Raw genomic sequence first — 12,747 nt, 5'->3', positions numbered from 1 at the left:
TGCACAAACCTCTCAAGGTCACTGGCGAAATAGTATTTAAAGTCATTATCTTATCTCCGTTACAGCGAGCTATAGCGTTCACGTAGACGCTGTCTCACCACTTCTGCAATGGTGTTAAAGAAGAAGGTAAAGACGAACAGCACAAATGCCGCGAGGAAGAGCACCCGGTAATGCGAGCTACCGATAGCCGACTCTGGCATTTCCACCGCGATATTAGCCGCCAGGGTACGCATACCTTCAAACACGCTCCATTCCATGATGGCGGTGTTGCCCGTTGCCATTAACACGATCATAGTTTCACCCACTGCGCGGCCAAGGCCCATCATCACCGCCGAGAAAATCCCCGGACTTGCGGTGAGCAAAACCACCCGAGTCAGTGTCTGCCAAGGCGTTGCGCCCAAGGCCAAACTGCCGTTGGACAGGTGGCGAGGCACAGAGAAAATCGCATCTTCGGCAATCGAGAATATCGTTGGGATCACCGCAAAGCCCATGGCAATACCCACCACCAGCGCGTTACGTTGATCGAAGGTGATGCCTAACTCGTTGGTGATAAATTGACGAGTGTTACCATCAAATAGCGCCACTTCGATCATGGGGCTTATCGCAAAGGAGAACCAACCCACAAAACAAATCACTGGGATCAGCATCAGCTCTTGATAAACCTCGGGTAAACGTTGTTTCCATCTGCCGGGCAACTTGCTCCAGCCATAGGCAGAGGTCAAGATGGATGACGGCAACAGGATGAGCAAAATCAGGATCCCCGGTAGGTGCTCCTCAATCAGTGGCGCTAACCACAGACCCGCTAAAAAGCCGAGGATAACCGTCGGTAAGGCTTCCATAATTTCGATTGTCGGTTTAACAAGGCCGCGCACTTTGGGCGACATAAAATAAGCGGTATAGATAGCGCCAGCGATGGACAAAGGCACGGCAAATAACATGGCATAAAACGCCGCCTTCATAGTACCGAAGGCCAATGGCATTAGGCTTAACTTAGCCTCAAAATCATCGCTGCCCGAGGTGGATTGCCACACAAATTTAGGCTCTGGATATCCCTCGTACCACACCTTATTCCACAAGGCACTCCAAGAAACCTCAGGGTGTGAGTTCTCCACATGGAAAATATTCAGCTTTTTATCGGCCTCGACAACTATGCCGTTAGAGCGCGGAGTAAAGCCCATCACACCGGGATTTTTAATATCAAACTTTTCATCAAACAGTTCACGTTGGCTCGTAGTGTAAAGCAGGGACAATTCGCCCTCAGGGCTAACTACGGCAAAACTCTTACGGTAAAACTCGGAGGCAATAGACGCGATAGGCGCTAGATCGTTAAATTCACGAATTTCTTGGTATAAACGCCCTTTTGGACCATTCACTTGGAAATACTGAGTCACTACGCCAGTGTCATAACTGACCAGAATAGAGCTCGCCCCTGCAAGTAAAGCAATATTATTGACCTTAGACTTATCCTTTTCCGCATCAATCACTTGCATTAAATCAATGCTTTCTGCATCACGGATATTATAGATAAACACTTTATTGCCCATTTGCAGCATCAGTTGACGCTGATCAGGGGTCATCAATTGATGTGCCACTTTCTTTGGTGCATCGGGAATGACGGTGTTAGTTGTGGTCCATTCCACTTCTTCGGTCATCATATTTTCTTGACCTTCGAGGCGGCTCAAACGCCAAACACCCTGATCATCCTGATAGGCAAAGCTCATTTTGTCTGAGGTATAGGTAAAGCTCAGTTTATGGAGCCCACTGCCAGACTCATCCACAGTAATAGGGGTTTCACCGGCGGGATAACGCAATTTAGGGGTGATTAAGCGTTTGTTATCGGGATACGTTAAACCAAACTCAATGCCTATCACGAGCGCCTGACCATTGCTTAAACCCAGGGCAAAACGCTGTTCACTCGGCGCGGCAACGCTGGCAGTGGTAACCGTCACGCCCGCAGGCAACGACGGAGTAAAGCTAGAAACTAGGCTACCGTCGATAACGCTGTAAAAGTCGACTTGGCCGTCAACGGCCACACGGTATAGCACCTCATTCTGCTCATCGGCGCCCACCATTAAGGTCGCTACCTCGGCATGCTGATAGCCCACACTCTTAACGGGTGTGACATCTGCACTATCGAAAATGGGTTTTATCACGTACAACAAATAGAAGAAAATCAGCAATAGGGCTACAAACACCATAGTGCCGCCAATAGTGACTCCGACTTGAGCCGCTTTATCCTTAAATGCCCTGCGACTTGAACGCCCGCCTTTAAGCATACTGTGCGGTGCAGAACCAGGTTGAGTGACCTGACTTTCCATTAAGAACCTCTATTATTAAAGCCTGTGAGTTTTTCGCTAGGATCCGTAAACTGCTATGCTTACACTGTTTGAACGTAAACTGAGCAATAACAACATCCTTCATTCTAAGTGCGTTGGATTATATGACGCAAAGATGACAGTTGTGTTACACCCAGTTTTAAAACAGGTGCCTTTTGCAAAAATATAGGAGTCATTTGCCATGCTACGATACTTAATAACACTTCAAGCACCTGATAGAAAAGGATTAGTAGAGCAAATTGCCCATGCGGTAAGTCGTCATGGTGGCAACTGGCTTGACTCCGAGCTGCGCCATATCGACGGGGTTTTTGCCGCCATTTTACTACTCGAAATCCCCTCAATGCGGATGGATGAGTTGATTGAGGCCCTAGAATGCATAGACAATCTCAGCCTTACCTACTCCAAGACCGCCATAGTCCCAAAACCCATTAAGCGCTTAACCTATAGCCTAGTAGCCTACGATAGACCCGGATTAGTGCTGGATATTTCGAATAGGATCACGGCGCTGGGGATCAATATTGAGCAATTTAGCAGCCAATTTGAAACCGCAGGTCACACTGGAATTGCCCTCTTTAGGGCGACTATCGGTCTTGGACTGACAGATCTTGCCCAAGAGGACCAACTGGTGCAATCCCTCTATTCCCTCGGTGACGATTTAGTGCTGGATAAACTGAGCCGCTAAAGGCGCCCTACTCCACGAAGATACAAGGCTGGGGCTCAATCGCCGGATAAAACGCCGCGAATAAAATCGCGGCGTTTTATCCGATAAATTAACTGATTTTCTCGTGCCTAGACTTGATCAAATACCGCAGCGGCACTTGGGATATCAACATACCAAGCAACATTAAGGCACAGCCAAACAAGGCGCGGATCCCTAAGCTTTCCCCTAAGAATAGAATGCCGCCTATGGCCGCAAATACGGTTTCCAAGCTAAGAATAATCGCGGCATGGGCGGGATGGGCATGCTTTTGCGCCAAAACCTGCAGTGTGTAGGCTATACCCACCGAGATCAGCCCCGCATAGGCAAGCGAACCCCAGGCCGCCAGCACACCATCGAGGGTCGTCACCTCAATCACCGCCGACACCATTAGGCTGAGTACGCCGCAGACCAAAAATTGCATCATCGCCAGCAACACAGGGGAAATTCGCTTAGCGAAATGATCAACGGCTAAAATGTGCAGCGCCCAAAAGAGGGCGCCGACTAGCTGCAGCGCATCGCCATAACCTATGGTCATGCCCTCTTTAACACTTAAAAAATACAGGCCAAGCGCAGCAATGGCACAGCCTACCCAAGTATTAGCGCCCGTGGCATGTTTAAGTGCCAACCCCAAGATCGGCACTAACACTATATATAAGCCGGTGATAAATCCGGCATTCGCCGCCGTGGTATAGAGTAAACCCACCTGCTGAAATGACGCCCCCGCAAATAACAGTAAGCCCACGACACCACTGCCAATGGCAAACTCCTTGGGTGTGCTCACATGGATTTTATGTTGTCTATGTAAAAACCAGACTAATGGCACTAGGGAGAAGGTGCCAATAAGAAAGCGCAACCCATTAAAGGCAAAGGGTGAGAGATGTTCCATGCCTAAGGTTTGAGCAACAAATCCAAAGCCCCAAATGGCGGCGGCAAGCAGTAATAACAGGTTGGCAGACAAGATAAAACCTCGGCATTCAAAGGGATCACAAGATTACCCAGATGCGGGAGTCTTGTCCAAATATGTTGCAACTAGGTACTTAACCCATTTCTGGAATGGTTACTTTTTAGCACGCAACTGCAAGCTCTTAGCTTGGCTGAGGATCTCATTTAAAAACACTGAATCAGTTTGCTTCGCCAGTGATACCGCCTCACTTATCGGCTCATTTATCGAAAAGCCTATCTAAACTGGCTTGGATAATCTTGTATACTGCACGCCAAGCAATAACGAACGCACAAAATTCGCTAATGATGTCCTTATCTGACTCAGGACATTATCAAAACTAGGAATACCCATGTTAGGAACGCTAAAAAAAATGCGCGCACATTTAGATGACGCGCAGCTAGTGCAATATCAACTGGTTGTCGGTGATGGATTATTACCGCTCAATCCATTGATTGGAAAACAATTAACTTTAACTCACACGGGTAATATCTTCTGCTGTAACTGCGGTAAAAAAACCAAGAAAAGCTATTCCCAAGGCCACTGCTTTGTCTGTATGCAAAAACTCGCCAGTTGCGATATGTGCATCATGAAGCCAGAAACCTGTCATTTCGATCAAGGCACTTGCCGGGAGCCAGAGTGGGCCCAGAGCCATTGTTTTGTGCCGCATTATGTTTATTTGTCTAATACCTCGGGCATCAAAGTGGGTATCACCCGCCATACGCAGCTACCCACCCGCTGGATAGACCAAGGGGCCACCCAAGGTTTACCGATATTTAAGGTCGCTACTCGGCAAATTTCTGGCCTAGTGGAAGTGGAACTGGCGAAACTGATTAACGACAAAACCCATTGGCAAGCGATGCTCAAGGGCCACGCCGAGGATATAGATTTAACCGAAAAGGCGGCAGAACTGATCCCCCTGATTGAGGCTAAGTTGCACGAAATCGGCATGCAAAAAGGGGATTACAGTATCGAGCGCTTGCGGGCAGAGATCCAAGCCATTCATTATCCGATTGACGCTTTCCCGAAAAAAATCACCTCCCATAATTTTGACAAGGAAGCCGTTGTCAGCGGGATTTTGCAGGGCATTAAAGGCCAATATTTAATCTTCGATACCGGTGTGATTAATATCCGTAAATTTAGCGCCTATGAAGTGAGTGTGGCATTAACTGACTGATATAAGTTAAAATTCATGTCAAATGAGTGTGTTGGAATCCATTATGGCTGTCAGCACACTCATTACTAAACCGTTAGATGACAGTAGTAAAGCGTCTAGATAGCTTAAGTAGAACGTCGATATGCTGAACGACATGCAGAGAATAGAACCTCAACAGGCTCATACCCAAAACATTGGTGCAGTCCCAGTATTTAGCACGATTGATTACCCTCATCTTGCAATAACTCATTAGCACTCACGCCCTGCGTTCATATGGATGAAAATGGCGCTCGGCTTCTCCACGGTAAAAATATTTATATGGAAAATACTTTATGAAACAAGGACCTCAAAATTTTATCCGTCGCTGTGCATTCCAGCAAAAATTACGTAGTAAGCAATCTGGAATATTTTTGCTCTTGATAATCCCGCTGATAATAGCAAGCGGCCCTTGGAAGGAATTGACGGCATCGCTATCAGAAGAACCATGGGATATAGGATTTACAATTGTTGTCGTTTTAGCCGTTGTGGTGGCATTTTTCTTCGTCTTCATGATCATTTCTGAATCGATAAGACTAGGCAAAGCCGCTAAAGATGAACAGAGGAAATTTGCCGAAGCGGGACCTGATGGCTATTACATCGATATCTATCAAGAAGGCCTCATTTTTCATGTTTACGATGCCGAATTTCATCTTTTTGAAATGAAGCAGCAGTTTGTCCCTTTGGATGAGATTGCCAGTACAAAATACTCAAAACGCAGAGGCATACGCACCTTGACGATCAACTTTACCCACATTTCCGGCCAAGTGTCGTTCACGCCTAGGGAAATAAATGTGGATGATTTTGATTTTATAAAGGAATTTCTTGAGACTCATATATCCAACCGAGGGAAAAAGCCAGCTTAAGATAGGCTGGTTAATTAAACATAGGCGCGCTGCGTTGTGTACAGCTTAGGCCTCACGCAACGCGCGCTATTATTGGACAAGCTTGGTTTAGAGGAGTGTGCAAGAGGATGCACTAACCGACTTGCGCTGGCATATAGACAAGTTCCCAGATATGCCCATCGGGATCTTCAAAGCCATGGCCATACATAAAACCTTGCTCCTTGGCTTCACGGTAGGCTTTGCCGCCATGTTGCTCTGCGAGCTTCACCAGTTGGTCGACACGCTGCCGACTTTCACAGTCAAGACAGTTGAGCACCTCAGTAATAGAATGGGCATCGGCAATGGCCTTATCCGTAAAACCTGAGAAAAACGGCTTAGCCAGCAGCATCACAAAAATATTGTCCGCAATAACGACGCAGGCAGCCTGCTCATTGCTGTATTGCTCATTGATACCAAAACCCAGGCCGGAGTAAAAAACCCGTGATTTCTGAACACTTTCAACCGCTAAATTAACAAAGATACTTTGCGCCATCATAATCTCCCTTTATAAATCCTCAGCGGGCGTAACATCCCAGTCCTGTAAAATGCCTGTAATCTGTAGGTTCAGTGAACACTCTACCAATAATTACGGCATCCTAAACTCGTGTTCCCGCAAGATCATAAGGCGAGTATCTTACTCGCCTCACGACTGTCGCCTTATGCCTGCCACCTTACTAATGCCACTTATAAACAGTGCCAAGATAACAGCGCCGAGATAACAGTGCTATTGCACCGCTTGGGTTGCAGGTAGCGATAACAACATTTCATCGACTAATCCATCAAACCTCTCAGTAAGCTCATCCATATCTTTAATATTGGCAAAACCTTGGGCTAATACCCGCCACACCATTTCATAGGGTTGTCCGGCAACGCCAATAGGCCTAAAAAAGCTGATCAGAATCGAACCTTTATCATATTTTTTAGTATTTACCCCCTCGGTCGATAGGCCTGCGACAAGCCCCGCCGCGGCTAAAATTTGCTCATCCGTCATTTCAGTTCCCATGGCGACACCAAACCCCACCTGGAAATCCGCCAACAGTGGATCTTCAACCCAGCGATATCCCTTACTCAGCATGGATTTTTTGAGGGTATCTTGCATATGTTTCAATACGACTTGCTTATCCAAGCGGTCGTCAACAAAGATTTTTTGCAACTGCGGATGCCAACTGTAGGTCATGGCAGATGACGGTAGCTGACTCAGATCGCCCGACATGACTATAGTGGTTCTGAGCGGCTGTGCATTGTCATCCATACTCACACAGGCCGTAAGACTCAGTAGGCCACACACGAGTAATACGAATTGGCGGCAAACTTGCTGTAGTGCACTCATACTCTTGCTCCCTTACCTCTATTATTTTTGAAAACTTAAGGATAGTTGTTATTTCTAAGACCGAAAGTCAATATGCATCATAGTGTTAAATCCATTTATCCCGATAGGGTATCGCCTAAACATATTTTGTTATTATTTTTACTTTATAAACTCATTCTGTCATATAGGCGCGGTGCTCTTTAACCGCTAGAATGCTTCGCCTGCAACGGCTCAGGATGGTGGATTGCGCTATTGCCGGCGGTTAAATGACTGGCAGTTAAATTCCAGACAGTTAATTTGCAGACGGCTACATCCCCTTAAATCACAATGCCATAAAATCAAAACCAAAGGTGTGAGATCTATCTATGGAGTTAATACTCGCTATCGCGCTGTTTGCCTTTTCTTCGGGGATCACCCCAGGGCCGAACAATATAATGTTAATGACATCGGGCGTGAATTTTGGGGTTAAACGCAGTATTCCGCATTTGATGGGCATCAGCCTTGGCTTTCCGACCATGATCCTCGCCATAGGCTTAGGCTTAAGCGCACTGTTCCAAGCCTATCCTATCATTCACCAAATCATTAAAGTCGTTGGTATAGGTTACCTTTTGTATCTCTCTTGGCTGATTGCCAACAGCAGTAGCAAGATGGAAGGTAAAACCGTGGCTAAACCCTTTAGTTTTATTCAAGCGGCGGCCTTTCAGTGGGTGAATCCTAAGGGTTGGATCATGGCCGTGGGCGCGATTGCCACTTTTACCTCAGTGCAGCAAGATTTAACCCCGCAGATAATCACTATTGCGATGGTATTTTTATGTGTCGCCTTCCCCTGCGCCGTGGTTTGGCTGGGGTTTGGCGTGGCCCTTAAACGCATTTTAAAAAATGAGCGCCAACAGAAGATCTTTAATATCACTATGGCAGTCTTGCTTGTGGCGTCTATCATCCCTATGATCGCCCCCTAGTTTTTTATGCCAGCAGTAAAACCCAGAGCCCAAATCCACTATGAATGAACTTGACCTGATCACGCAACAAACCGATAACTGGGTCAAAAAAGTGATCATGAAATACAATATTTGCCCCTTCGCCAGACGAGAAGTCGAGCGTGGCAGTATTCGCTATCATGTGATGGAGCAGACTAAGGTTAAGCTTGTGCTTAAGGCATTGATCGAAGAATGCCAATATCTCGACACGCACCCCGAAGCCGAAACCACGCTGTTTATTCTGCCCCGAGGTTTTGAGGGCTTTTATGCCTTCCTCGACCTTGTCGATCTGGCCAATGACGAGTTAATCGACAACGAATATGAAGGGGTTTATCAACTCGCCACCTTCCACCCCGATTACTGTTTCGATGGTGAACCACAGGACGCCCCGGCCAATTTTACCAACCGCGCGCCCTACCCAACCCTGCATATTATCCGCGAAGCCAGCATGGAGTTAGCCTTAGCCAGCTATACCGATCCCGAATCTATTCCAGAGCGCAATATCGCCTTTTGCGAGCGCAAAGGTAGCGACTTTTTCGTTAAGTTGTTAGCAGAGTGCATGGGTAAATAACCTGCATTGATTATTTAGATTGCTTATTTAGATCACTTTTTAAGCCCGCCAATCCCAAGCATCCCAAGAGCTAATGCATTAAAAATCCATTAGCTTCATATGCTTACCTCAACACGCTACAACCAAACCCCTATTTATCCCCCATAAAATCTGTCACTATTTTTTTACACCCTCGTGATGTTACACTTTTGTACAAGTGTTATTTATTTGTTAATTAATTTCCCCTGTGTTAGTTTGCAATTTCCTAAGTACTCAGACTTTAGTCGCAGCATAGGGATGCAGCTAGATATTCCATGCAGCTTAGGACTTATAACTTTGATAACAAATGGAGCAAGAACAATGAAATTAACCAAAATTGCCAGTGCCATCATCGCTTTATCTGTTGGCGTTATCGCCCAAGCACAAGCCGATGACAATCGTTATGTCATTCAAGTTGAAGCGGGACACAAGGGCGTCGTTAAGGCACTCGCTAAAAAATTAGGCGGCGAAATCAAACTCGAAGGGGATGAGTTTATTGCGGCGACTTTTGCAGGGAAAGACCTAGCGCAAGTGAAAGGACTACTGAATAACCCACATATTACCCTAATTGAAGAAGACGTCCGTCGTCAGCCAATGGCGCTATATAACGACGATGCGGGCAACCCAATGACACAGCAAGTGACGCCCTATGCCGTATATCAATCCCGTGCAAATCAAGTGACTTTCAATCCAAATGCGGGCATTAAGGTCTGTGTTATTGACTCAGGTTTAGACAACTCAAACCCAGATTTCAACTGGAATAACATCACAGGCGATAACGATTCAGGTACTGGCAACTGGTTCCAAAACGGTGGCCCACATGGAACTCACGTCGCCGGCACCATTGGCGCGGCAGATAACAACATAGGTGTGGTCGGTATGGCACCTGGCGTACCTATGCACATTGTTAAAGTATTCAATGCATCCGGTTGGGGTTATTCATCTGACTTAGCCTATGCGGCGAACAAATGTAGCAATGCGGGCGCGAACATTATTAGCATGAGCTTAGGTGGCGGCGCGGCAAACAATACCGAAAAGAACGCCTTTGATGCCTTTACCGCCGCAGGTGGTTTAGTGGTCGCTGCCGCGGGTAACGACGGTAACTCTGTACGCTCATATCCTGCGGGTTACCCATCGGTCATGATGATTGGCGCCAACGATGCCAATAACAATATTGCCGATTTCTCACAGTTTCCAAGTTGCGTGAGCGGCCGTGGTAAAAAAGCCGTCAACGACGATGGTATCTGTGTTGAAGTCACCGCTGGCGGTGTCGATACCCTCTCAACCTACCCTGCTGGCATGGCAACCGCGTCAACCTTAACCGCCGATGGCGCAGCTGTAACCTCATCTGCAATGGAAAACGCAGGTTCAGCATCGGGCAACACTTATTTTATGGGCACAGCGCAAGCCGTTGATTCTGGCGCTAACGGTAAAGTCTGTGTTATCGACCGCGGCGTGATCTCCTTCCACGATAAAGTGCTGAACTGCGAAAACTCAGGCGGTGTGGGTGCAATCCTGATCAACAATGAAGCGGGCATGCTCTACGGCACTCTGGGTGATACCAATGCGACTTCTATTCCTGCAGTGGGCGCGGCATTAGAAGACAGAGCAAACTTGCTGGCAGCGCAAAATGCCACTGTCTCTATCGATTCAGTGGATTATGGCTTTATGAGCGGAACCTCAATGGCAACACCTGCGGTATCTGGTATGGCTGCACTGGTATGGTCTAACCATTCACAATGTACTGGTACCCAAATTCGTAAGGCGTTAAAAGCGACCGCTATGGATGCGGGTGCCGCAGGCAAAGATAACTACTTTGGTTACGGTATTGTCAACGCACAAGCCGCCAATGCCTACCTCACCACCTATGGCTGTTCAGGTAAATAATCACCTGACAGCATAAGGACAATGTTCTAGCAGCAAACACCAGCACTTGTGCTGGTGTTTTTATGTTGGAATAAACTGGTAGCCTTGGAATCCATCAATTAGTGCTCTCATTCCAGTGGATGCTTAAGCCAACTTCTGATACCCCAGAGCTTTCAAGAAAAAATCCAGATCTCTCATTTTTCGTGCCGAGCAAGCATTGAGATTGCAAATATGATGTCTACTTAAAATTCATCTTCCCACGGCAGTTCTGGCAATTTATCCAAGTTTTGATTGTAACGCTGAGGGTTAAATTCCTCTTCGTTTTGAAGTACACCAAATATTTCAATCGATAAGGCACAGGCGATATATTTTATTGATTCCTTTCGACTTATGCCCAAAGATTTTAGTCGTTTTAATGTTTGTTTTACCTTAGGTGGATCATTATTTTTTATTTGCTGTTCTACGGCGTCTAAGATGGCTTTTCCTGCTACTGAAGGTGCTTCTTGATTCATAGTGTTGGCTTCTCCAAAGCTTTAAAAACGGCTTAAAAACGCTAAAACTACACCCTTAATCCCCATACCTCAAAGGCATCGCGGCTCAGTTGGTCCCTAAAATCGGGGTGGGCGATGGCGATCAAGGCTTGTGCCCGCTCGCGCAGGCTGCGGCCGCGCAGATTGGCGGCGCCGTATTCGGTCACAATATAATGCACATGGGCCCGAGTGGTGACCACACCCGCACCCGGGGATAACACAGTGGCGATACGGGAAATAGTGCCCTCCGCGGCGGTGCTTGGCAGGGCAATCACAGAGCGACCGCCTTCGGATAAACAAGCGCCGCGAATAAAATCCATCTGTCCACCGACGCCGGAATAGATTTTAGTGCCAATGGAATCGGCGCACACTTGGCCGGAGATATCCACCTGTAACGCCGAGTTAATCGCCATCACATTGGGATTTTTTCGGATAATGGAAGTGTCGTTCACTTGCTCTATATCCATAAAAATCACCCCGGGATTATCGTCCACATAGTCGTATAATTTCTGACTACCAAGGGCAAAACCTGTCACCAATTTACCGGGATAAAAACGCTTCTTGCTGTTGTTAATCACACCCTTTTCAACCAGTTGCAGTATACCGTCAGAAAACAGCTCAGTATGAACGCCTAAATCCCTATGCTCGGTTAAGCAAGATAACACCGCATCGGGAATCGCGCCTATGCCCATTTGCAGGCAATCGCCATCGCGCACCAACTGGGCGACATTTTTGCCTATCGCCAAACTCACGGCATCGCCCGTGCCGAAGGAATGGATTGGCAGGGCCGCACTTTCTTCATACACGGCGGCAAAACGGTCGATATGGATAAAGCCATCGCCGTGGGTGCGTGGCATTTGCGGATTAATATGGGCGATGATCTTGCCTGCCACTTGGCAGGCGGCGAGTGTCGCTTCGACCGAAATCCCCAGCGAACACATACCATGCCTATCCGGCGGTGAGACTTGAATAATCGCGGTATCGATTTTTTGCTCACCGGAGCGAAACAGCTTAGGGACCTCAGAGAGAAAAATCGGCACATAATCCGCATCACCATTTTGCAGCAAGGCCCGCGTCGGCACGCCACCAAAAAAGCATCGATGGCGTAAATGTCCCTTTAAACTTGGATGACTTAAGGATTCAGCACCCTCGGTATGTAATTGTAATAATGTGAGATTATCTTTAGTGAGCGCGTGCTTGGCCAGCGCATCGAGTAGCACTCGTGGGGTTGCCCCCATGGAATGGGTCCACAGCGTCTCGCCGCTTTGAATTAACGCAACCGCATCGAGCGCACTGTTATATTTGATTGGAGGCATACTGAACGTCCTGGGATAACCGAGCTTGGCTGTATAGGGCAAATGCGAGTTAAGCATCATTTATTCAACATCTTACCCAAAGTGTTTACCTTTAACTTTGCGTTATAT

The 12,747-nt window shown here is 47.1% G+C and carries 12 protein-coding genes; 6 read left to right on the top strand and 6 right to left on the bottom strand.

What is annotated here, in order from left to right; genetic code table 11:
* Positions 1-59: 59 nt before the first annotated feature.
* Positions 60-2,318: an ABC transporter permease subunit gene (locus tag JFT56_RS06900; RefSeq protein WP_198782939.1), complete on the bottom strand. Its 2,259-nt coding sequence runs from the start codon at positions 2,316-2,318 to the stop codon at positions 60-62.
* Between the two features lie 199 nt (positions 2,319-2,517).
* Between JFT56_RS06900 and JFT56_RS06895 the strand changes: the two genes are divergently transcribed.
* The gene (locus JFT56_RS06895; RefSeq protein WP_198782938.1) at positions 2,518-3,018 is read left to right on the top strand and encodes a glycine cleavage system protein R; all 501 of its coding nucleotides are present in this window, start codon (positions 2,518-2,520) and stop codon (positions 3,016-3,018) included.
* An 88-nt stretch (positions 3,019-3,106) separates the two neighbouring features.
* Here the strand turns inward: JFT56_RS06895 and JFT56_RS06890 are convergent, their stop codons facing one another.
* On the bottom strand, positions 3,107-3,994 hold the full coding sequence (locus tag JFT56_RS06890) for a DMT family transporter (protein WP_198782937.1): 888 nt from the start codon (positions 3,992-3,994) through the stop codon (positions 3,107-3,109).
* A gap of 334 nt (positions 3,995-4,328) precedes the next feature.
* Here JFT56_RS06890 and JFT56_RS06885 point away from each other — a divergent pair, with 334 nt between their 5' ends.
* Together JFT56_RS06885 and JFT56_RS06880 are read left to right on the top strand one after the other, a co-directional pair.
* Positions 4,329-5,153, top strand: coding sequence for a DUF2797 domain-containing protein (locus JFT56_RS06885; protein ID WP_198782936.1), 825 nt, complete (start codon positions 4,329-4,331; stop codon positions 5,151-5,153).
* Between the two features lie 311 nt (positions 5,154-5,464).
* The gene (locus JFT56_RS06880) at positions 5,465-6,034 is read left to right on the top strand and encodes a hypothetical protein (RefSeq protein WP_198782935.1); all 570 of its coding nucleotides are present in this window, start codon (positions 5,465-5,467) and stop codon (positions 6,032-6,034) included.
* A gap of 112 nt (positions 6,035-6,146) precedes the next feature.
* Here JFT56_RS06880 and JFT56_RS06875 read toward each other — a convergent pair whose 3' ends face one another.
* Both JFT56_RS06875 and JFT56_RS06870 read right to left on the bottom strand, forming a co-directional pair.
* Entirely contained in the window at positions 6,147-6,545 is a 399-nt protein-coding gene (locus tag JFT56_RS06875; RefSeq protein WP_198782934.1) for a VOC family protein, read from the bottom strand.
* Positions 6,546-6,776: 231 nt separating this feature from the next.
* Positions 6,777-7,382, bottom strand: a complete 606-nt coding sequence (locus JFT56_RS06870) for a DUF4136 domain-containing protein (protein WP_198782933.1) — start codon at positions 7,380-7,382, stop codon at positions 6,777-6,779.
* 344 nt (positions 7,383-7,726) lie between these two features.
* Between JFT56_RS06870 and JFT56_RS06865 the strand changes: the two genes are divergently transcribed.
* The 3 genes from JFT56_RS06865 (at position 7,727) to JFT56_RS06855 (ending at position 10,814) form a co-directional block, all read left to right on the top strand.
* Positions 7,727-8,320, top strand: a complete 594-nt coding sequence (locus JFT56_RS06865) for a LysE family translocator (RefSeq protein WP_198782932.1) — start codon at positions 7,727-7,729, stop codon at positions 8,318-8,320.
* A gap of 40 nt (positions 8,321-8,360) precedes the next feature.
* Positions 8,361-8,909 (top strand): DUF1415 domain-containing protein, encoded by a 549-nt coding sequence (locus tag JFT56_RS06860; RefSeq protein WP_198782931.1) that lies wholly within the window; start codon positions 8,361-8,363, stop codon positions 8,907-8,909.
* A 339-nt stretch (positions 8,910-9,248) separates the two neighbouring features.
* The gene (locus tag JFT56_RS06855) at positions 9,249-10,814 is read left to right on the top strand and encodes a S8 family serine peptidase (protein WP_198782930.1); all 1,566 of its coding nucleotides are present in this window, start codon (positions 9,249-9,251) and stop codon (positions 10,812-10,814) included.
* Between the two features lie 221 nt (positions 10,815-11,035).
* On the opposite strand, the gene JFT56_RS06850 is transcribed toward JFT56_RS06855, so the two are convergent.
* A complete protein-coding gene (locus tag JFT56_RS06850; protein WP_198782929.1) occupies positions 11,036-11,305 on the bottom strand; it encodes a hypothetical protein in 270 nt (89 codons plus the stop codon).
* Positions 11,306-11,352: 47 nt separating this feature from the next.
* Entirely contained in the window at positions 11,353-12,639 is a 1,287-nt protein-coding gene (locus JFT56_RS06845; RefSeq protein ID WP_198782928.1) for an acetyl-CoA hydrolase/transferase family protein, read from the bottom strand.
* Between the last annotated feature and the right edge of the window lie 108 nt (positions 12,640-12,747).

The sequence above is a fragment of the Shewanella putrefaciens genome, from assembly GCF_016406305.1.
Lineage (GTDB): Bacteria > Pseudomonadota > Gammaproteobacteria > Enterobacterales > Shewanellaceae > Shewanella > Shewanella putrefaciens_C.
This window is presented reverse-complemented; position numbering and strand designations above follow the sequence as displayed.

Coding starts and splice junctions, on each gene's coding strand:
- JFT56_RS06900 (WP_198782939.1), bottom strand. CDS start 2,318: ATGGAAAGTCAGGTCACTCAACCTGGTTCTGCACCGCACAGTATGCTT.
- JFT56_RS06895 (WP_198782938.1), top strand. CDS start 2,518: ATGCTACGATACTTAATAACACTTCAAGCACCTGATAGAAAAGGATTA.
- JFT56_RS06885 (WP_198782936.1), top strand. CDS start 4,329: ATGTTAGGAACGCTAAAAAAAATGCGCGCACATTTAGATGACGCGCAG.
- JFT56_RS06880 (WP_198782935.1), top strand. CDS start 5,465: ATGAAACAAGGACCTCAAAATTTTATCCGTCGCTGTGCATTCCAGCAA.
- JFT56_RS06875 (WP_198782934.1), bottom strand. CDS start 6,545: ATGGCGCAAAGTATCTTTGTTAATTTAGCGGTTGAAAGTGTTCAGAAA.
- JFT56_RS06870 (WP_198782933.1), bottom strand. CDS start 7,382: ATGAGTGCACTACAGCAAGTTTGCCGCCAATTCGTATTACTCGTGTGT.
- JFT56_RS06865 (WP_198782932.1), top strand. CDS start 7,727: ATGGAGTTAATACTCGCTATCGCGCTGTTTGCCTTTTCTTCGGGGATC.
- JFT56_RS06860 (WP_198782931.1), top strand. CDS start 8,361: ATGAATGAACTTGACCTGATCACGCAACAAACCGATAACTGGGTCAAA.
- JFT56_RS06855 (WP_198782930.1), top strand. CDS start 9,249: ATGAAATTAACCAAAATTGCCAGTGCCATCATCGCTTTATCTGTTGGC.
- JFT56_RS06850 (WP_198782929.1), bottom strand. CDS start 11,305: ATGAATCAAGAAGCACCTTCAGTAGCAGGAAAAGCCATCTTAGACGCC.
- JFT56_RS06845 (WP_198782928.1), bottom strand. CDS start 12,639: ATGCCTCCAATCAAATATAACAGTGCGCTCGATGCGGTTGCGTTAATT.